Consider the following 21,249-nt stretch of genomic DNA (forward strand, 5'->3'; position numbering starts at 1 on the left):
GCATTTACAAGAGCTGTTTAATAAGACTAATTTCAATGATGTCAAAGAACAATTTAATCCCCTTATTCCGGGATTATTTGATTAATTAATAACTCGTCCCGATTTTAACGGGACACTAGTGATATATTATTTATATATTAAGAGAGTGTCCCTGCGGTTGTCCCAGTGATGTTATCGGAGTTGTTTTGAAGGATGAGTTAATAGGCTTATTCATAAGAGATAGAGAAATAAGCTTATTGTTTAGTTTCTTGTCCCACAGGGTGTCCCAAGCCTTATAGGACAATAATTCTCTTCGAAAATAAACGTGTATTTTGTTGATTTTAAGATGATAACGACTTATATTTGTATTGAATTATAAAGTGCTTCCATATGAAGAAAATAATAAATTTATTCTCCTTTTTGTTGGTGTTGCTGGGGAGTTATCCGGTTATTAGTTGGGCTACGCCTTATAATATTGCCTCGCAAGCCCGTGTATCGGCTTCCTCTTCGATTGATGCCGGTCACGATGCGGCAAAGGTGATCGATGGCCTGATACGGGTACCGGGAAAAGGGGAATGGGTATCTAAAAGTACGGAGACTTTCTGGGGACAGATCGATTATCCCTGGATACAGTTAGATTGGGAACGCCCCGTGAATATCAATAAAATTATTCTGTATGACCGTCCGGCCATGGAGGCACATGTAGCCGGAGGCGTATTGCATTTCAGTGACGGCAGTAAGATCAATGTCTGGGGAATGGCTAATGACGGGACTCCCAAAGAGATTGAGTTTGAGTCGCGGAAGGTCGAGTGGGTACGGTTCGAGGTGACCGATGCCGCCGGTACGCAGGTGGGGCTTTCGGAGATCGAGGTGTTTCCTTCTCCCGATGATTATACGGATCATGTATCCTGGGTAAATCCTTATATCGAGACTGCCCGCGGACGGTATTTTTTCTTTATCACAGGGAACCAACCTTATGGGATGATAGGGGCGGCGCCTCTGACAAGAAACAAGAATCAGTATGGAGGCGGGTATAATTATAATTCGACGGAAGTGCTGGGGTTCCCGCAGATCCATTGCTGGATGCTGTCCGGGTTGACGGTGATGCCGGTGACGGGCGAGGTGGACCCGACGGGAGGAGAACAGTCCTGGAAATCTTCTTTCCTGCATCAGGGAGAGATTGTACAACCGGGTTATCACAGGTTGTTTCTGGATACTTATAAAATGTGGGTGGAGCAGACAGCTACCGATCGCGTCAGCTTCTACCGGTTTACGTATACGGAGGAAAATCCGGCTGATATCTTGCTGAACCTGGGAGGTTATGTCGGCACTTCGACAATGGTCAATGCCCATGTTTATAAAAAGGGAAATGAAGGTGTGGAAGGCTATTTCGATACGACCGGACGCTTGTGGGGCGGTCCCGATGTGGTCAGGATTTATTTTGCCGTTACATTCGATACTCCTTTCAAGTCGCTGGACGGCTGAGTCGGATCGGAGCAGTTCAAAGATATCAGCGAGTTGCAGGGAGCCGGAGAGAGCACTCCGAGAAACCAGGGAATGAGTTACCATGATGCTCCCACTTCGGGTGTGAAAGCGAATTATCAGGTACAACCGGGCGAACAGGTACAGATGAAGGTGGCTATCTCCTATGTCAGTACGGACAATGCCTGGGAGAATCTGGAGCAGGATTGCAGCCACTGGGATTTTAATCGGGTACGGCAGGAGTCACAGCAGGAATGGAATGAATGGTTGGGACGGATCGATGTGAAAGGAGGAAGCCATGACCAACAAATGAAGTTCTATACCGATTTGTGGCATTCTTTACTGGGAAGGCATAAACTGGATGATTATAACGGCGAATATCCGGATTATACGGATGGTACCCGTGAAGGTTCTAAAACGAAAAATATCCGTTTCCATGTAAGGCAACTGGCTAAGGACCGGGAAGGGAAGGTGAAACATCACATGTATAACTCTGATGCGTTTTGGTTGACACAATGGAACCTGAATACGCTCTGGGGATTGGCTTATCCTTCGGTATTAGATGATTTTGCGGCTTCTTTGCTGGAATACGATGTGAATGGGAATCTGCTTCCCCGCGGGCCTTGCGCCGGTGGATATTCATATATCATGTCCGGATGTCCTGCTACCTCTCTTATCACGAGTGCTTTCCAAAAAGGACTTACCAGGAAGTGGGATCAGCAAAAAGCGTTCAAGGCGATGAAACGGAATCATTCCAAAGGAGGAATGCTGGCATTGGGAATGGATAAGGAGTTAGATTTTTATGTTCGTAACGGATATTGTCCCGGTAATGCCGGTCTGACCATCCAGTGGGCGTTTGAAGATTGGGCTTTGGCTGAAATGGCTGCTAAAATGGGAAAGAAAAGCGATTATAACTATTTCCATAAACGGGCTACAGGCTGGCCTGCTTCTTTTAATAAAGAACTGGGACTGATCTTGCCGAAGAGGGCAAACGGTGAATGGTTGCATACCGACCCTTTGAGCGGTAACGGATATGTAGAGGCCAACGCTTGGCAGGCGACGTTCGGACTTTCGCACGATATCCCTGTGTTGGCAAGGTTGATGGGAGGAAATGACAGTCTTTGCAGTAAGTTGGATTTTGCTTTCAAGCAGTCGGAGTCAACAGATTTTGTCTATGGATACGGCAGTGGTTATGTCAGTTATGCGAACCAGCCGGGTTGTTCGAATGCACATGTCTTTTCGCATGCCGGGAAACCCTGGCTGACTCAATACTGGGTGCGCCGTGTGAAGGAACAGGCTTACGGGGCGGTTACTCCCGACAGGGGATATGGCGGACATGATGAGGACCAGGGGCAGATGGGCGGCGTGAGCTCATTGATGGCGATCGGGTTGTTTGCCTTGGACGGCGGTTCTTCCCGTGATCCGCAATACGATATAACAAGTCCGGTGTTCGACGAGGTGACTATTTCGCTGGATACTGATTATTATAAGGGGAAAACCTTTAAAATAAAGACTTACAATAATTCGGCAGCCAATTGTTATATCCAGCGTGCACGGCTTAACGGAAAAGAGTACAACTCTTTCCGGATACCTCATGCAGTCTTTTCGGACGGAGGCTTGTTGGAGTTATGGATGGGGGATACCCCGAATAAGGCCTGGGGAAAATAGGCGATGATTTGATGTTGTATGTTACTAATGCAGTCTCCGGAGATATTTTAAGTATCTTTGGGGACTTATATATTCTAACTTCTGACTAACATGAAAAAGACGATCTCTTTATTTCTCCTTATGGGAGGATTTTTCTTTTCAAGCTGGGCTATCAGTGCCCAGAATAAAATATCCCTGCCGGATATGGATTTATCCCTGGCCTACCAGCAGTATGGTTCGCCGATGAAGAATGCAGCTGTTACCGGTGAGAAACTGACGGTGGGCGGTGAGCATTTCGGACAAGGGGTAGGCGTACAGGCAAACAGCAAGATCAAACTGAGCCTGCGGAAGAATACCGGGCTGTTTACCTGCAAGGTGGGTGTGAACGACCGTTCGCTGGATTATAAAAAAGAAGATTTCAGTAAGATACCGATGACGGACGGAACGATGTTGTTTTATCGGACCGACGGTACCGGAGGAAAGAAGCAGTTTGTCGGAGTAGGTGCCGGTGATGGTTCCTTTGATAAGGGAAGCGTTGTCTTTCGCCTGGTGGGTGACGGAAAGGAGTTGTATAACAGCGGCATGGTCCGTGGAGGCGAGAAAGCTCGTGAGGTGTCGCTCGATGTTTCAGGGGTCGATGTACTGGAACTGGTCGTTGAAGATGGAGGCGACGGCGTAAGCGGTGACCATGCCGATTGGATCGAGCCTGTTTTTTCTTATAACGAGATTAAGCCTTCGCTGGTGAATGCCGATTATAAAGGGGCTATCGAGACAATGCCTGCTGAGGTGGAAAGGGCGTTGCGCAGTAAGGTCGCTGCTCTGCCTGCCATCGATTTGCCGGTGGCGCGTCCGGAGTCGGACTGGTTGCTCGATGCCAAAGGGGTGAAGGCCGGCGTGTATCAGACGCATAACGGCAAAGATATTGTCCTTTCCAATGGACTGGTAAGCCGTATCTTCCGTATCTATCCGAACCTGGCGACCGTCGACCTGGTTAACCAGATGACAGGGGAAAGTATGCTGCGTGCCGTCAGTAACGAAGGTGTTCTGAAAATCGATGATAAAGTGTATACGCTTGGCGGCCTCGACGGGCAGTTTGAGTATGGCTATACACAATATAAATGGGTCGACAGCCTGACGATCCTTCCGAATTCGTTTCGTGTGACCGGGTTCGATATTACTGAACTGGCTCCCCGTATCGACTGGGCGAACAAACGCTGGTCGCTGGTGAAGCCGGGCGAAACGACAGGGAAGGTACTTTCTTTCTATCTGGAAGGACCGGATTACCTGAAAGGTGTGAAGGTGAAACTGAATTATGCCCTCTATGATGGTATTCCCTGTATCAGTAAATGGATGGAGATCGAGAATAAGAGTGGTATGGGAATCACACTGGATGAATTTACCCTGGAGCAACTGGCGATGGCAGAACCGGAATCACCGGTGGAAGCCAAAAGGCCGGAGCAGTTCCTGAAACCGAATATCCATGTCGAGAGCGACTGGGCGTTTCTCGGCTTTACCGAACGGGAGGCCGACCGCACGGAATTCTGGAATACCGACCCCCGCTATACTTCACAGTGTAATTATCCGCTGCTTACCCCTTGCCTGCTGGAGGTAAAACTGCCGATGGGGCCGGACGAAGATATCCCCGACGGTGCTAAATTCAATAGCTTCCGTACCTGGCTGATGCCTTTCGACAGCGATGACCGTGACCGGAAAGGGCTTTTCCTGAAGCGGATGTACCGTAAGATCGCCCCGTGGACGACTGAAAACCCGATCTTCCTGCATTGTGTATCTTCCGATCCGAAGGTGGTGAAGACGGCTATCGACCAGTGTGCTGAAACCGGTTATGAGATGGTGATCCTCAGCTTCGGTTCGGGACTGAATATGGAGGATGAGAGTGAAGCGAATATAGCTAAATTCAAGGAGTTCACCGAATATGCCAACTCCAAAGGCATCGAACTGGGCGGTTATTCCCTGTTGTCCAGCCGTTGGATCAGCGATGAGGTCGACGTGATCAATCCCGAGACAGGAAAGCGCGGCGGTATGATCTTCGGCAGTTCTCCCTGCCTCTCCAGTGAATGGGGATACGATTATTTCCGCAAGATACGTTCTTTCTACGAGAAGACAGGAATGACAGTCTTTGAGAACGACGGTTCGTATCCGGGCAATGTCTGTGCTTCGACCAGCCATGCCCATCATAAGGGTTTGAAAGACTCCCAGTGGAAACAACGCCAGCAGATTGTGAACCTGTATCAATGGATGTGTGAGAATGGCATTTATACCAATATACCCGATTTCGGTTATATGTTGAATGGTGGTACGAAAGTCGGTATCGGTTACCGTGAAGTAAACTGGTCGCTTCCCCGCGAACGGCAGTTGGTGCTGGGACGCCAGGTGATGTACGATGGCTTGTGGGAACGCCTGCCGGGTATGTGCTGGACATTCGTTCCGCTTACCCAATATCATGGCGGTGGGGCTGCCGCTACGCTCGAACCTTTGAAAGATCATATCCCTGATTATAAAGCGCACATGATCCAGAATTACGGTGCAGGAGTACAGGCTTGTTACCGCGGTCCGCGTCTGTATGATACACCGGAAACGAAAGCGGCCGTAGTAGAGGTGATCGACTGGTACAAGAAATACCGGACTATCCTGAACAGCGAACTGATCCATCTGCGCCGTGCCGACGGACGCGACTGGGACGGTTTCATGCATGTCGATCCGGAAGGGAGGGAGAAAGGTTTTGCCCTATTGTTTAACCCGACCGACAAGGCGATCACTCGTACGATCCGGCTTCCGCTTTATTACACCGGTATCTCCGATGTAGCGAAGATTAGGGAGAAAGAGAACGCTCCGGTTACCTATAAGCTGAACAGAGACTATACGGTAGACATCAAGGTGACTATTCCTGCCCGCGGAAATACCTGGCTGGTGGTGGAAAAATAACTTACGTTGTTTGGTTCCTGCGGTGCTTCATTGAAAAAAGGGGTTGTCTAAAAAGTATTTCGGATACCTATCTGAGATTGATTTCAAATATTCAATTCTCAAGGACGAAAGAATGACTTTTTGGACAGTCCCTTTTTTTATAAGTTCCTGTATTTGTCGACGGTTTTCTTTATTCCATTTTCATCGTGATAAGCAGGAGGCAAGCTGAAGTTGAAACCATACGGCAGGTAAAGTGTCGCACAGTCCGCTTTCGTTTCTTTCAGCTTCCGGTAATCTTTCCATAGCTTGTCATATCTTTTTATCGCTTTTCTGATCAATGGCTTGTTGAAATGGCCTGTCATCTCTCCTTCATAACCTTTTAGCAAAATGATCCATCCTTGTTCGTAAATGGAATACAGCAGCAGACCGTATCGGGAAGATGTCCGGATATAATCGGCAACCGGTTTGTCTCCGCTCCCAATCGCTCCTGCAATTGCGTTGATCTGTTCCCATATCTTTACACTTTCGGCTTTCTCGGCAAGGACGGCATCCACCAGCTTCTTTTCGACAATCTGCCTGAAATCCTTCTCCAGTTCCTTTTCTCCCCCGATGAACTGGTCGCGTGTCCACCAGACATTGATGGGCTGTACCAGGGAAGCACGTCCCCTGACGATCGCGTCTGCCGATAGCAGGCATATCCGGTGGAAACGTTCTATATCTTCTCCTTGGAAGCCTTTTGACGCGGCATACCGAGCGAAAATCTCTTTCTCGTCCAGTTCCGGATGATTCGCCCACTCCGCCAGAACGAATGTATTGACATCACACCATAGCTCGTTGCTGATATAAGGTCCGACCCATCCGCCGCCGCGCGACCAGGTCCAGATACCGGCATAGTTGGGCGTTTCCTTCAACTGACGGAGGCTATGGACGACTGTATCTTTCTTCAGTTCCTCGAATCCGTTGATCAGTCCGTCGGCTATATAGTTGGGATAAGCCCCTTTCCCCTCGTACTCCCGCTGGCACTGTATCTCTACCACCTGCTTGTGCTGCCCGATTCCCAGCGTCGGATTGAATTTATAAGTACGGTGATAATCGCCCTGCACATACTTGATGCAGAAATAAAGGTTCGGGTGGATGGGGACGTAATCGGTTACGTTCAGGTAATATTCGGGATTGGTATGGAAGTAGCCGAAGTCCCAGGTACGATAGAACAGCTTCTTATTATATTTTACACAAACCTCGTCGCGCAGCAGGTTGATCAGGTCGCGGTGTATCTTTTCTCCTCCGTCGCTTTTGTACGAGAAGTTATGGTCCCACGATTTCTCGTCGCGGGGTATAGGATTGTTGCCGGTATGGTAAGGGATATTGTGCAGATAAGTTTCGCCAACACGGATCACCAGCCCGTCGAGGGTTGGGAACCGGTCGAATATCTCTCGTAACATGATACGGTGTATCTCCTGTGTCTTCGGACGCCTGAAGTCTACCCGTCCGGCGGCATCACAGATTTCGTCTTTGTATATCTCCACCAGTTTTTGGGGAAGGACGATGATGTCGGTGAAATAGTAGGCTTTCAGATGGTGCTTATGTATCTCTTCGATTTTCCGGTCGATGCGCGTTGCCAGCGAGTCGACCCACTTTCTTTCCGGAGAGCCTGCCGGGAAGATCGCCGGATTCAGCGACTCGTAGGTGACGGCACAATGTACCGACTGGAACTCGTTAATGACTTGCGCGTTGAAATGGTAGTCCACCAGCGTGGACGGGGCGTTGAATTGGGTTTTCGTAAAAGCCTCGCCCGGGTTATGATGGACCATATCCATGATGACTGTGGGTGAAGTCTCTTTCTGCCTGTTTTGGGAGAACAATCCCTGTACTCCCGCCAGAAACAGGAGGGTACATGCTAATATCTTCTTCATAAATACTTGAATATATATCTATTAATAACTTATTTCTTTAGAAGTGCCGGTTGGTGGTCTGTTGGTCTTTCAGCGAATCGAATCCGGCTTCCTGCTTCCCAATCGAATCCAGTAATTGCTTTCTGTCGGGTAACACCGTCCGGTAGTGATCGGTATACAAGCCACATTTCTTCAGTTCGTACCGTTCGTCTGGCTGCACTTCGGGTATTCGTTTCAAGTCCTTGTGTAAGATCACTCCATCGAAGTCCGGTGCCGGAAGTTGTAAGCAGTTGTTTTTTCCTATCCTTGAATATCTGAAATCATCTTCTTGGCCTTCTTTCCGGACGCCCTCCTTGCAGTCGATGAAAATGTTATCGCTTATTTCGTTTTCCTGGGGGAGTTCCAGATGAGGACATTCCAGGAAAGTGCTGATTCCGGGAAAGCGGTTGTCCCAGGTTCCTTCCGGTATCCTGAAGAGACGGAACAGGTCGGTAAAGTCCGGGTTACCGGCATTATAATTGCGTTGTTTGCCTCGTGCGTCGATGCTGATGCCGGCTGTAGTACAACCGGCATAGAGATTGTGGCTGATGTAATTATAATGTCCGCCACCGATGATCGTGCCGACCAGAGCGCGATATACGACATTGTTGTAGATCGAATCGCCCGCATGTCCGTCGTCCCCGTAGATGGCATTTGCCCGGGGGATATGGTGGATGAAATTATTCCGTACCACATTCCCTCTTGAAGTCCAGTCCCAGCGGGCATAGAACGCTCCGACATCACCAGTCTTCCGGGCAATATCGAACACCTCGTTGTATTCGAGGACGTTCAGGTTTCCTCCATAAATGAAAGCGGCATGGGGAGCATTGTGGACGAGGTTATGGGAAACCTTTATCCCGACCGCATTCCCTTCGTGAATTCCTATCCCGGTTTCATAGAAGCCGACTTTTACCGCAGGGGCATAACTCTGCTGTATCTCTCCGAAGCGGGTGAAATAATTATTGTCGATGCTATGACCGCAGGTTTGCAGGGATGGGCGGTCACCGCCCGACACCTCGATACAGGTCCGCCCGATATGGCTGAAATCGGAGCTTTGTACCCGGTGTTCCTTTCCTCCGGTTATGGAGACTGCGTTTCCCAGGATATTCCGGAAACTGCATCCGGCAATGAGATTCTTCTCCCCTTCCGCGATGCGGATGCCATCTCCCAGATGGTTTTTCAGTATGATGCCTTCCAGTTTCAGGTTCTTCATTCCGGTGATATCGAACAAGGTCGCCGGATGTGAAACCAGGCTCAGTTGCCTTTCATCGAAAGATTCGGGGGGCAGAAAATAGATTTTATGGGTAGTGAAGTCGACACACCATTCTCCGGGGCGATCGATCTCTTCGATCAGGTTCTCCACATAATAGTTCTCTTTTCCCGAGCCGGAAGGACGGTCGTATTTCGAGCCGATGCCTCCGAATATACCGACATCTTTCCCATTTTCCGTTTCGATGCCTACCGCCTGTGTCACGATACAGCGGACGGTGTCGATCTCCTGTATCTTTACGGTCCATGCCTGCCATGGGATCCTCCAGTAGCCGGTGAACCATACACCCGATGGAAGTGCTTCCGTCCAGGCGCCGTGGCGGGGATCGTCGTATTCAAAGATACCCCCTCTCTTTGCGTTCCCGAAGTTGTCGAGAACCTTTTTCATATACAGATATCCTTCGTTGGGATAACGGGAAAGCGGTAACAGTTCTTCCTGATAGATCAGTTGCGGGAAATTCTCCCGGGCTTTGAACCGTTCGGGGAAAGTTTCCACCCGGATGCCGAGTGCTTCCAGGTCGATCTCCCGGATACGGTCTGCCGCTTCTTTCCTTACCCGTTTTCTGATCCGGTCGTCGGTCACCGGTTTCAGGTATCCTGCCAGCGGTTTGTCGAGACGAAGGACGGCTTTATGTAAGTTGAGGGCTTTAATGGTCAGTTCTTTGACCGGACAGGTGTTGCCAGACAGCCGGATACCTTCGGACAGGAAATGATCGCCGTCGAGTAAAATCAGTTCGGCACTTTCTTCTTTCCCGGCAGATAAAGCAGACAGAGCTTCCTCAATCGTAGAGAACGGAGCCTGTACGGAGCCGTCGGGCACCGCTGTCCGGGGTAAAGGCGATATGTAAACCTTTCTTCCTTTTGCCGGAAGGGTTGCCAGGGAAAGGTAGGCGAACAGTATTGTCAGATAAAATATCTTCATGCTGATAAATGGAATGAATTAAGTTGTTGTTTGTTTGGTACGAGGCAAAAGTACGTGACAAAAGGGGGAGGATAGTAGGACTGGTCGTTCAAAATGTATGACAATGGTTACATAAAGCCGGTTTTATAAGAGTTTTGTTACTTTGATGTAACTTTTTTGATACGGTATCCCTTTCGTCAGAAGATACCGTGATGCTATCCTTTGGACTTAGTTATTTGCATGCAGAGGCTTACTGTTCCCGAAGAAACCTGCCGGCCCTCGTAAGGCTGGCAGGTATGGGTTTATCTGTAGTTCCGGGCATATTCGGAAGGAGAGATATTATAGTTTGCTTTAAAGCATTTTCCAAAGTAGGAAACTTCGTTGAAACCGCATTTGTAAGAGACTTCGGTGACTGTATCGTCGGTGGTGGACAATAGCTCCGCAGCCTTTTTTAGACGGATATCCAGGATCAGCTTGCTCGGCGAAGAGCCGGTGACAGCCTTGATCTTACGGTAAAGCTGTACGCGACTCATGCCGATATCGTCGCTGAACTTGTCGATAGACAACTCTGTATTGTCTAGGTTGCTGTGGATATAATCGAGAACCTTTGCCATGAACTTGTCTTCCGTAGAAACCGTTTCCGTCGGGAAATTTCCGGTTACGATCTTTTGGGCATACAGTTCTCTCAGCTTTTGGCGGTTGGCAAGGAGATTGGCTATCCTGACCTTGAGCAGTTCGGGGTTGAATGGCTTCATGATGTAATCGTCGGCAAGCGAATCGTAGCCCTCCTTGATCTGTGACAGGGTAACCCGGGCTGTCAGCAGTATGATCGGGATATGCGAGGTGACGATATTGCTTTTCACCTTCTGGCAGAACTCGATGCCGTTCATCCGAGGTGTCATGATGTCGCTGATGATCAGGTCCGGCATCTCTTTGGTCACAACTTCGCAACCTTCCATGCAGTCTTCGGTGGCAGTAATATTGTAGTCGTTGCGCAGCATGTCGCAAAGGTAGTTCCTCACGTCCGCATTGTCCTCGATGACCACCAGGTGGTAACGTTTCCGAGGGGCAGGAATTTTGTTTTCTTCCACCGGCGAGTCGTCGAGAACAACCTGCGGTTTGTCGTAGGCATGCTCTACCTTGATCGCCTTGTTCTTCGATAATAGTTCATCTTCCTTTAGGAATTCCCTGCCCAGAGGGATGACAAACGAGAAGCGGGTCCCTTTATTTTCTTCACTGGTCACCCAGATGTGGCCGTGGTGGAGTTCTATGATGCTCTTTGTCAGGCTTAACCCGATACCGGTCCCGTAGGCACTGGTATAGTCGTTCTCCCCCGCCTGGAAGAATGCTTCGAATACTTTCGGAAGCATTTCCTGCGGGATGCCTTTGCCGGAATCTTCGACGGTGACGAGTAATAACTTCGGATTATTGCCGACGGGTTGGTAATCTTTCAGCTCCTCTGTGTGTACTATTTCCTCTTCTCCGATTTCTTTGGCGCTGATGATGACGTATCCTCCTTTGGGTGTGTGCTTGAAGGCGTTCGACAAGAGATTGAAGAATACTTTTTCCAGTAGGATATAATCGAACCATATCTTTGCTTCCCGCCCCGTGTTGTTATATTCCAGCAGGATATTCTTCTTATCAGCCAGCGGGCGGAAAGATAAGAGCATCTCGTTGACGAAATCGTCCAGTTTGTACTGTCCTGCCTTTAGATGCATCTTTCCCGCTTCCAGTTTCCGGAAATCCATCAGGCGGTTAACCAGCCAAAGCAGGCGCTGGGCGTTCTTGTTGATCAGTTCGAGCGGGCGTTTCAGTTCGGGGGACAGGTTTGTCTTGCTCAGCAGTTCGTCCAGCGGGGCGATGATTAGCGTGAGCGGTGTCCGTAGTTCATGCGAGAAGTTGGTGAACATCTGCACGCCTATCCGGTGGCTTGTCTCAATGTTGGTCTTTTCGATCTGCTTGATCCTCAGGTCCATCTTCAGCCTTTCTTCTCTTGTCTTATAACGGATAAAGAGGATGATGATCGCAATGAAGACGGCTAGGTAGAAGAGATAAGCATACCAGGTCTTCCAAAAAGGAGGGAAAACTTTGATATGCAGGGAAGCTCCTACGTTGTTCCAGATACCGTCGTTGTTGCGGGCCTTGACCCTGAAGATGTAATCGCCGGGGGGGATATTGGTGTAGTTCACGCTCCGTTCGTTACCGATGTAGGTCCAGTTCTTGTCGAAGCCCTCCAGAATATAGGTAAACGAGTTGCTTTCGGGGTAGACATAGTTGAGGGCGGAATAACGGATGGTGAACGAAGTCTGGTCGTATTTCAGTTCTATTCGGTCGTTTTGCGGTTCTATCCAGGTGCGGGTTGCTTTTTCTCCGAAGTTATCCGCCCAGATAAGCACTTTCGAGATGATGACGCGGGGGATCCGTGTGTTCACCCTCAGCTGTGTGGGGTCGAAAGAGAGGAACAAGTTGTTTCCTCCCACATAGAATAGGTTATCGCCCGAACGCAGGCAGGAGTGCAGGTTTGTTTCCAGCAGCGAGTAGCCGTTGTTATATCCCCAGTTGTCGAACGATTCCTTTTTCGGGTTGAAACGGGAGATGCCTTTCAGGGTGGTGATCCAGAGATATCCTTTCTCGTCTTCCATGATACTGCTGATCGCATCGTTGTCGAGTCCCGCTTTCCGGTCGAATGTGCGGAAAGTCTCTTTGATACGGTCGTACAGAGCTAGTCCGCCGCCGAAAGTACCTATCCACAGATTCCCTTTCTTGTCTTTGTAAATGCAGGTGACGTGGTTGCTGTTGAGGCAGTCGGGCGATTCTTTATCGTTCCTGAAATGGTCCAGTTTCTGCGTCTGCACGTTGTAACGGTACAGTCCTTCGGCGCGGGTGCCCATCCATATATATTCGGATTCGGCATATATATCCTGTACGTTTATCAGGGAGACATCCTTGTTCCGCCCTTTGACGGGGAAGCTGGCCGCCAGGGTGTTCTTTTCCATATCGTATAAAAGGATCGGGTTGTCTACACCCAGTGCGATCCAATACATGCCGTCTTCAGTCCGGGTGATACGTCTGACCTGGTTGTAGGGGAAGTCTGGTATCTCTTTTACGATCTGCCTTTTCTCCATGTCGTACAGGTATAATCCGCAGTAGTAGATGCTGATCCAAAGATATTTATCACCCTCTTTCTGGATGTATTTGATCTCCCGGTTGGTTTTCGAGTTGGGTATTTGGAAATGGCAATATTCGTATGTCCCGGCTTCCCGGTCGTAGACGATCAGTCCGCCGTCGGTGCCCATCCACAGGTCGCCTTTGTATTCGACGATGGAGTTGATGTTCCCGATATTTTTCTGTAGGTACTTTGCCGGGTAATACGGGATGAAGAAGTTGCTGTAAGGCGTGTACAAGTTGACACCGCCGCCATAAGTGCCGATCCAGATGTTCTCGGACAGGTCCTTATACAGGGAGATAATGGTGTTTTCGCTTAGACCGCCTACATCTTCGCTGCGGAAGCAGTTGATCAGTTTGTTTTTACTTTGGTCGTACACCAATAGTCCATTGCGGGTTGCCAGCATCAGATTGTCCTCCTCAGTTTCTACGATGTAGTTAACCTGTTCGTTGTTGAATGTGATACCGTCCGTCCACGACAAGTCAGCCTGTATAAGTCTTCCCGTTTCTTCTTCGAAGTACTTGAGGCCGGAGCTCCACATGCCGACCCATAATTTGTTGTTCGAATCTTCGAAGAGGAAGAACAGCTTTTCATCGTTGTCGAAGTGGAACTTCTTTGTTTTCATCGACTCCGGTTCGAGAATACAGAGTGTGTTGTTCACCAGGTAACAGATGTTCCCGTTCTTCCGTTGCATCAGCCAGAAGATGGAACCTTCATCCGATATCCGTTCGAAATCATCTGTTTCGGAGTTGTAGAGATCGAGTCCGCTGATCGTTCCGACCCACAATCTTTTCCGTTTGTCACATAAGATATGTTTGATACAGTTGTCGGAGAGACTGTTTCCGCCCCCTTCTTCTTTATAATACTGGTAGAAACGTTTGGTATTGGTGTCGTACCGGGTCAGCCCTTTATGCGAACCGATCCAGAGCACGCCGTTCTCTACTTCCGTGATGGTGGTCACGTCGCTGCTGGTAAGTGAGTTTTCCGAGCCGTCGGCACGGTAGACTTCAAATTCGGTTCCGTCGAAACGGTTCAGGCCGTCACGGGTACAGAACCAGATGTAGCCTTTGCTGTCTTCCAACGTCCTGATGACCGTGTTCTGAGACAGGCCGTCTTTTACGGTATAATTCTTGAACAAGGCGGTCTTTTCTTGTGCATATAGTTGGATGAAGGGTAACAGGATAAGTAGAGTAATGATGGTTTTCATTCTTATTTCTGATTAAAGTAACACGCCAAATATATAGGTATTTATTTAGAGTAACGGATTTCTGAATGTTAATATACAGTGTCGGAAGGTACTTTTTTTACTTTTTTCAGTTCCCCTGTAACGTAGTTCCCAATGATGTAACATCTGTCATATAGAAGTAACGATGTTCTTAACTTATGAATCCAGTGTGTAAGGCCGTTCCGTTGTAAAGGAGATACATTTGCCTCGTAGAATAATCAACAGAATCTAATATCGAAAATAGTTTATCATGAAAATCCGAATCATTTGTTTATTCAGTCTGGTATATGTAGCTTCCGCCTTTTCGCAACCGAAAGATACTGCCTGGAAACAGTTGAGCCTGCGGGAAAAGATCGGGCAGACCATGCTGATGCTTCCCGACAGGAAACTGGAACTGGAGCTGGGGAACGGTTCGCTGGAAGCTTATTTCAAACGGTATCCGGTGAGCGGTTACTTTATGGGTTGGAAGTTGTTTACCGGAATACCCGATGCCGACCGGGTGGAGTATGTCAGAAAATCGGTCGAAGAATACCAGCAGGCTTCCTATATGCCGCTGATCTTCCAGCAAGATTACGAGATGGGTGTCGGTATGCAGGGAATGACCCCTTTTCCGAAGGAGATGGCACTCGGAGCTACTGATTCGGAAGAGATGGCATATAACTATGGTAAGAGCGTTGGATTGGAATGCCGTTCATTGGGGATCTCCTGGGTACTTCATCCTGTAGCCGACCTGAACCTGAACCCCTTGAACCCTATCGCCAATACAAGAAGTATCTCGGACGACCCCGACAAGGCGATCCGTCTGCTTTCCCGTCAGATAAAAGGCTTACAGGATAACGGTGTGGCGGCAACGATCAAGCATTTTCCCGGCGACGGTGTGGACTACCGCGACCAGCATCTGATGACTACCTGTAATTCCTTATCCCGCGAGAAGTGGGACGAGTATCATGGAAAGGTTTTTAAAGCATTGATAGATAGCGGTGTCGCCTGTATCATGCCGGGGCATATCACTTTACCCTGTTACCAGAAGGAAAAGATGAATGGTCATTATCTACCAGCGACCTTGTCCGAAGAGTTATTGACCGGCCTGCTGAAGAAAGAAATGAATTTCCAGGGAGTCATTGTCTCCGATGCCATGACGATGGCCGGTTTCCGGGGATGGTATGAAGACCGGCTGGAAGGTGAAATACAGAGTTTCCTGGCAGGAGTGGATATCTTGTTATGGCCCTCTTATCAATACATGGATACGCTGGAGGCACGCATTACCCGGGGAGAGATCCCGATGGAAAGGCTGGATGATGCCGTCGGCCGTGTGTGGGCGATGAAGGAGCGTTTCGGATTATTGTCGCCTGACCGGAAATTGTTGCGTGCCTTAACGGCTGACGAACAGAAAGATATAAAAAAGGCTTCCCGGGAGATTACGGAATCTTCCATAACGTTGGTCAGGGATATCGATAAAAAGTTACCTTTATCACCGGAAAAGGATAAGAAAATATTGCTGGTTGCCGTAACTCCTGTTGCGAAAAAAGGGAATGATCGGGATTATACGCGTTTACTGAATCTGAAGGAAGAGTTTGTCAGAAAGGGATTCGATGTCGATTTTCAGCGGAACATATTATATGAGAATCAGGGATGGGAAGACCAGTCGACCGAAAAGTACGATCGGGTTATTTTCCTTGTGGCACGTAATACGCATACTCCTTTCGGCCCGTTGCAGTTATGGGATGATGAAGCACAATCGGTTTGGGCGGCCAATGCGATGGATAAAAAGAAGATCATTGTCATTTCTTTGGGAAGCCCCTATGTAGGGACTGAGTATTTTGAACGCGTAACGACCTATATCAATACGTATTCGAACGATGCTTCCACACATCAGGCGTTGCTGAAAGTGCTGACGGGTGAACTACCGTTCCGGGGAGTTTCGCCGGTCAGTCTGAATCCCCCGTTGTTTAACTTTAATGATAGATAAAGATGAGAAACCGCATATTACCATTGATCTGTATATTTCTTTTGGGAGGGTTGCTCTTTTGCAATCCGGCAAAAGGTATTAATCCGGACGGTTTGCAGTCCCGCGGAGGACTTCCTGCTTTCTTTGCGAAGATCAGGGAGAAGCAGGATGTAACGGTTGTCTTTCTAGGTGGAAGTATTACGAACCACCGGGGGTACAGGGTGCAGATTACGGAATGGATGGAACGGAACTATCCGGAGATAAAGATCCATGCCGTGAATGCCGGTATCGGGGGAACCGGTTCCGACCTGGGTGTTTTCCGGACCGATGAAGATGTGCTCCTCCACGATCCTGACCTAGTGTTCGTCGAGTTTGCAGTGAACGATTCGAAAACCGATTCGTTGCTGATCTGTAATTCGATGGAAGGGATTGTCCGTAAGATCAAACAGCAGGATCCGGCAACGGATATATGCTTTCTGTATACCCTCAATATCGGGATGCTGGATGATCTGAAAGCAGGGAAGACTTACCGTTCGGTCCGTTTTATGGAAAACGTCGCCGGGCACTACGGCATCCCATCCGTCAACTTCGCTTATGATGTGATGGACTTACTGAATAAAGATCAATTAGTTTTTAAGGGAGAGAAAGATAAAAGTTATCCGGGGAAGGTTGTTTTTACGAACGACGGTACGCACCCCACTTTTGATGGCGGTCATGTGATCTATACCCGGACACTGGCCGCGGCACTGACGGAATTAGGAAAGCAACAAGCCGGTTCTGCTGCTTTCCGTATGCCTGCCCCTTTGTATCCGACTCATTATGAACAGGCAAAGATGTATTCTGTAGATGAATTCGTCCGAACGGGAGGTTGGCAGCCTGTAACGAAAGATGATAAGGTGTACCAATATTTTCAGGGAGACTCGGGTAAGCTGCCTGTTTTATTGAGTTCCGCCGATCCGGAAGATTCCATCGTGGTACGGTTTAAAGGTATCCGTGCCGGGCTTTTTGATGTGATCGGACCTTCTTCCGGAGGTATTTCCGTACAGACGGACGGGGAAGGATCGCAGTATATACGCCGATTCGATGTGTATTGCGGTAATACAAACCGTACTTCCTACCACCTGTTCGATACGCTTGACAATGGGATGCATACCATTATAATCAAGCCTGACAGCCGGTGGTTCGATAAAAAGGAAATTTATTCTTCACGATCGTCCGGTGTGAAAGAATTATCCTATTTCGATGAGTTCAATACTTATATAGGAAAGATCCTTGTCGTTGGAGAGGTGGTCAGATGACCGCGTATGTATTACTGGGATATGAAAGGAGATCGACGAATAGTATAATTGATTAAAAAACGAGTGCCTATGAAGATATGCTGAGTACAGAGAAGGAACCGGATACGTTGTTTTCCGGGATGGTTCAAATGTCTTATGTATTTGAGATAACCTGAATTTATTACTAACTAATCATTAATTTATTGTATGGATTTTATCATAAAAAACACGCATTGCAATATGAGAAAACTGTCGTGGCGGTTTAAAAGCCGTAAAATAATGAGTTGTGTCCTTCTTCTTCTTTTGTTGGGGACACTACAGGCAATGGCACAACAAAAGATTACGGGAGTCGTAAAAGATGTATCGGGCGAAACGATCGCCGGAGCAAATGTGATGGTCAAAGGTACTACTACGGGAACAATGACTGATCTGGACGGACAATTCACACTGGATGCTTCGCCGAATGCCGTTTTGCAGGTATCGTTTATCGGCTATGTATCTGAAGATGTCAAGTTGGAAGGGAAAACCTCTGTTATCGTTATTCTGTCAGAAGATACACAGGCTCTTGACGAGGTGGTCGTAGTCGGTTATGGTTCGGTGAAGCGGCAGAACCTGACCAGCTCCGTATCCAAGATCACGGACGAAGCTGTGAAAGACAGGGCAATCACAACGCTGGGAGAAGCTTTTCAGGGACAGTTGGCGGGTGTCCGTTCTTCTGCTTCCGGCGGTGGTGTTCCGGGGGAAGAACTGGTGATCCGTATCCGTGGTATGAATACGATCAACGGGGATAGCAGTCCATTATATGTTATCGACGGCGTTCCCCGTGACAACATGAGTGATCTTAACCCGACGGATATCGCTTCTATTCAGATATTGAAAGATGCTTCCGCTACTTCTATCTATGGTTCAAGGGGAGCGAACGGGGTGGTCCTGATCGAAACAAAGCAGGGACAAGGTAAACCGACGATCACATTCGATGCCTATTATGGCGTTTCTACTCCGGAGAAGAAACTGGATGTGATGTCCGGTGAAGAATGGGTAGCGTGGAATATGTTCCGCAGAAACCTGAATCACCTGCGTGCAGGCGGCTCCATGAGCGACCCGATGTCGGCAAGAAGTGCAGGGAATCAGATCCCTTCCTCCTGGGCGTCTACTACGGAATTTACCGACTGGCAGGATGCGGTCATGCATACGGCTCCGATCCAGAGCTACCAGGCTTCTGCCTCTGCCAAAGGCGATATCGGGAGTATCTATTTCTCTGCCGGTTATATGAACCAGGAAGGTATTGTAAAGTATTCTTACTATGAAAGACTGAATGCCCGCCTGAATGCGATGATGAATATCACGAAGAAATTACGGACTGGGGTGAATGTTTCCATTTCGCATTCTGACCGTGACGGTGCAGATTCAAATGGAGGTAGCAACGGTAAAGGAAAGGAATCGTCTTTGCACCATGCTCTTATGCTTACTCCGTTAATGAAACTGACGGAAGGTACCCGCGACTGGGGATTCCCCGAGAATATAGGGACAACTTATCCGAATCCGGTAGAACAGTTGAAGTACACGACTGATAATACTAAATTCATGCGTGTGGCCGCATCTGTTTGGGGAGAATATGATATTCTTGACGGTTTGACCTTCAAAACCCAGTACAGTTATAATTATGACGGCAAAACGTATGAGTTCTTTCAGCCGGGTAACGTGACTTATTCCAATGGGAATGTGACCAGGGGGAACAGTAACTCTTCAAATACCCGTAACTGGGTTTTCCAGAATACATTGTCTTACGATAAATCGTTCAAGGATCATAACCTGAGTGTTTTACTGGGACAAAGTGCGGAAGAGAAAAATTATTATATAATATCTGCTGCTGCCAGCGGATGGCCGTATGAGTCGATCGAAACATTAAATGTGGCGACGACGCCTACTACAGCGACAACGCAGCGTACTGCTTATACTACCGCTTCCTTCTTCGGGCGTGCTAGCTATGATTATAAGGAAAAGTATCTGTTGACAGTCAGTGCCCGTTATGACGGTTCCTCCCGTTTCGGCTCAAACAAGAAATGGGGGGTGTTCCCTTCTTTCTCTGCCGGCTGGAAGATCAATGAAGAGTCTTTTATGGAGAGCCTCGACTGGATTTCCTTATTGAAACTGAGAGCTGCCTGGGGTATGTCGGGTAACGACCGTATCGGCGATTATACCTATATGGCACTCTTGGGAAGCTACAATACTTCCTGGGGAGATAAGGTCTCTTCGGGTGTTGCCCCGAGCAGGATCGCTAATGAAGACCTGCAATGGGAATCGACGAAGACACTGGACTTCGGCCTTGATTTCTCCGCCCTGAAAAACCGTATACAGTTTAATTTCGACTATTATATCAATACCACGGACAACCTGTTGTTCAGTGTTCCCATCCCTTATACGACTGGTTTCTCCTCTTATACGGCAAATGTCGGTTCTATCAGGAACAAAGGTTGGGAGTTGGATATTACTTCTCATAATATTGTTGGGAAATTTGACTGGTCGACTTCTCTCAACTTCTCCCGCAACCGCAACGAAGTATTGGACATGGGTGAGATTGACCAGTTCACTTCTACTTCCTGGGATGCCCAGTTCATAACGAAAGTAGGAGGACCTGTATCCCAGTTCTATTGCTACAGGACAGATGGTATCCTGTTGCCTTCCGATTTCGATGCCAATGGCAAAGCGTTGGTTCCGATCCTTGCCGGTCAGGAAGTGGGTAACGTGAAGTATGTAGACCAGGATAAGGACGGTCAGATCACTTCTGCCGACTATGTTCCTTATGGCAATAACCTGCCGGACGTGGTATTCGGTTTGACGAACCGTTTCTCCTGGAATAATTTCGACCTGAGCATCTTGTTACAGGGACAGATCGGCGGTGATGTCCTCTTCCTGGGATCCCGCCAGTATGACAATGGCGGTGCCAATGTGAACGGTTTGAGAAGATGGCTTCGTTCTTATAAGCCGGACTATCTGGCATTATACGGCAGCAATGAAAATCCGATGCCTGTCGATTACCTGTCGCAACATGGTATCGATCTGTCATGGGATGGGGAAACTCCTAATCCGGTGGGTAAGAATGACAATAATGACGACCGCCGTATTTATGATGCCACTTATCTGAGGATAAAGAATATAACATTCGGTTATACAATTCCTAAGCAGGTGTTGAAAAATACTATCCTGAGTAATCTGAGATGTTATGTTTCCCTGGATAATTTGAAAACGTTCGACAGTTATCCGGGGTATACGCCGGAAACGAACAGTTTCGGAAATGCTACTACGATGATGGGACTGGATTACAGTACTTATCCGTTGAGCAAAAGGGTTATTTTTGGTGTGAGTGTCGTATTTTAATTAAAAATAGTTCCTATGTTTAAAATCGGAAAAGACGGATAGCACGAGATAGCACTACAAAAGCTATACCATTTTAGTTAACTTTGTATTGTATCAAATTCATTATTAACTAATAACGATATAG

General features: G+C 48.1%; 7 protein-coding genes and 1 pseudogene. 5 read left to right on the top strand and 3 right to left on the bottom strand.

Going from position 1 to position 21,249, the window contains the following annotated elements; genetic code table 11:
* Positions 1–369 precede the first annotated feature (369 nt).
* Together NBH15_RS27285 and NBH15_RS27290 are read left to right on the top strand one after the other, a co-directional pair.
* A pseudogene (locus tag NBH15_RS27285) lies at positions 370–3,129 on the top strand (GH92 family glycosyl hydrolase).
* Positions 3,130–3,219: 90 nt separating this feature from the next.
* Positions 3,220–6,051, top strand: coding sequence for an NPCBM/NEW2 domain-containing protein (locus tag NBH15_RS27290; protein ID WP_250824056.1), 2,832 nt, complete (start codon positions 3,220–3,222; stop codon positions 6,049–6,051).
* A gap of 137 nt (positions 6,052–6,188) precedes the next feature.
* Here the strand turns inward: NBH15_RS27290 and NBH15_RS27295 are convergent, their stop codons facing one another.
* The 3 genes from NBH15_RS27295 to NBH15_RS27305 all read right to left on the bottom strand — a co-directional run bounded on the left by NBH15_RS27295 (position 6,189) and on the right by NBH15_RS27305 (position 14,504).
* On the bottom strand, positions 6,189–7,943 hold the full coding sequence (locus NBH15_RS27295; protein WP_046145910.1) for a hypothetical protein: 1,755 nt from the start codon (positions 7,941–7,943) through the stop codon (positions 6,189–6,191).
* A 37-nt stretch (positions 7,944–7,980) separates the two neighbouring features.
* The gene (locus NBH15_RS27300; RefSeq protein ID WP_250824057.1) at positions 7,981–10,152 is read right to left on the bottom strand and encodes a right-handed parallel beta-helix repeat-containing protein; all 2,172 of its coding nucleotides are present in this window, start codon (positions 10,150–10,152) and stop codon (positions 7,981–7,983) included.
* 281 nt (positions 10,153–10,433) lie between these two features.
* Positions 10,434–14,504: a hybrid sensor histidine kinase/response regulator transcription factor gene (locus NBH15_RS27305; RefSeq protein WP_250824058.1), complete on the bottom strand. Its 4,071-nt coding sequence runs from the start codon at positions 14,502–14,504 to the stop codon at positions 10,434–10,436.
* A 268-nt stretch (positions 14,505–14,772) separates the two neighbouring features.
* On the opposite strand from NBH15_RS27305, the gene NBH15_RS27310 reads away from it, so the two are divergent.
* The 3 genes from NBH15_RS27310 (at position 14,773) to NBH15_RS27320 (ending at position 21,125) form a co-directional block, all read left to right on the top strand.
* The gene (locus NBH15_RS27310; RefSeq protein WP_010801107.1) at positions 14,773–16,491 is read left to right on the top strand and encodes a glycoside hydrolase family 3 protein; all 1,719 of its coding nucleotides are present in this window, start codon (positions 14,773–14,775) and stop codon (positions 16,489–16,491) included.
* A gap of 2 nt (positions 16,492–16,493) precedes the next feature.
* Positions 16,494–17,768: an SGNH/GDSL hydrolase family protein gene (locus NBH15_RS27315; RefSeq protein ID WP_250824059.1), complete on the top strand. Its 1,275-nt coding sequence runs from the start codon at positions 16,494–16,496 to the stop codon at positions 17,766–17,768.
* Positions 17,769–17,987: 219 nt separating this feature from the next.
* A complete protein-coding gene (locus NBH15_RS27320; RefSeq protein ID WP_010801105.1) occupies positions 17,988–21,125 on the top strand; it encodes a SusC/RagA family TonB-linked outer membrane protein in 3,138 nt (1,045 codons plus the stop codon).
* Positions 21,126–21,249 lie beyond the last annotated feature (124 nt).

This window comes from Parabacteroides caeci (genome assembly GCF_023656795.1).
Classification (GTDB): domain Bacteria; phylum Bacteroidota; class Bacteroidia; order Bacteroidales; family Tannerellaceae; genus Parabacteroides; species Parabacteroides segnis.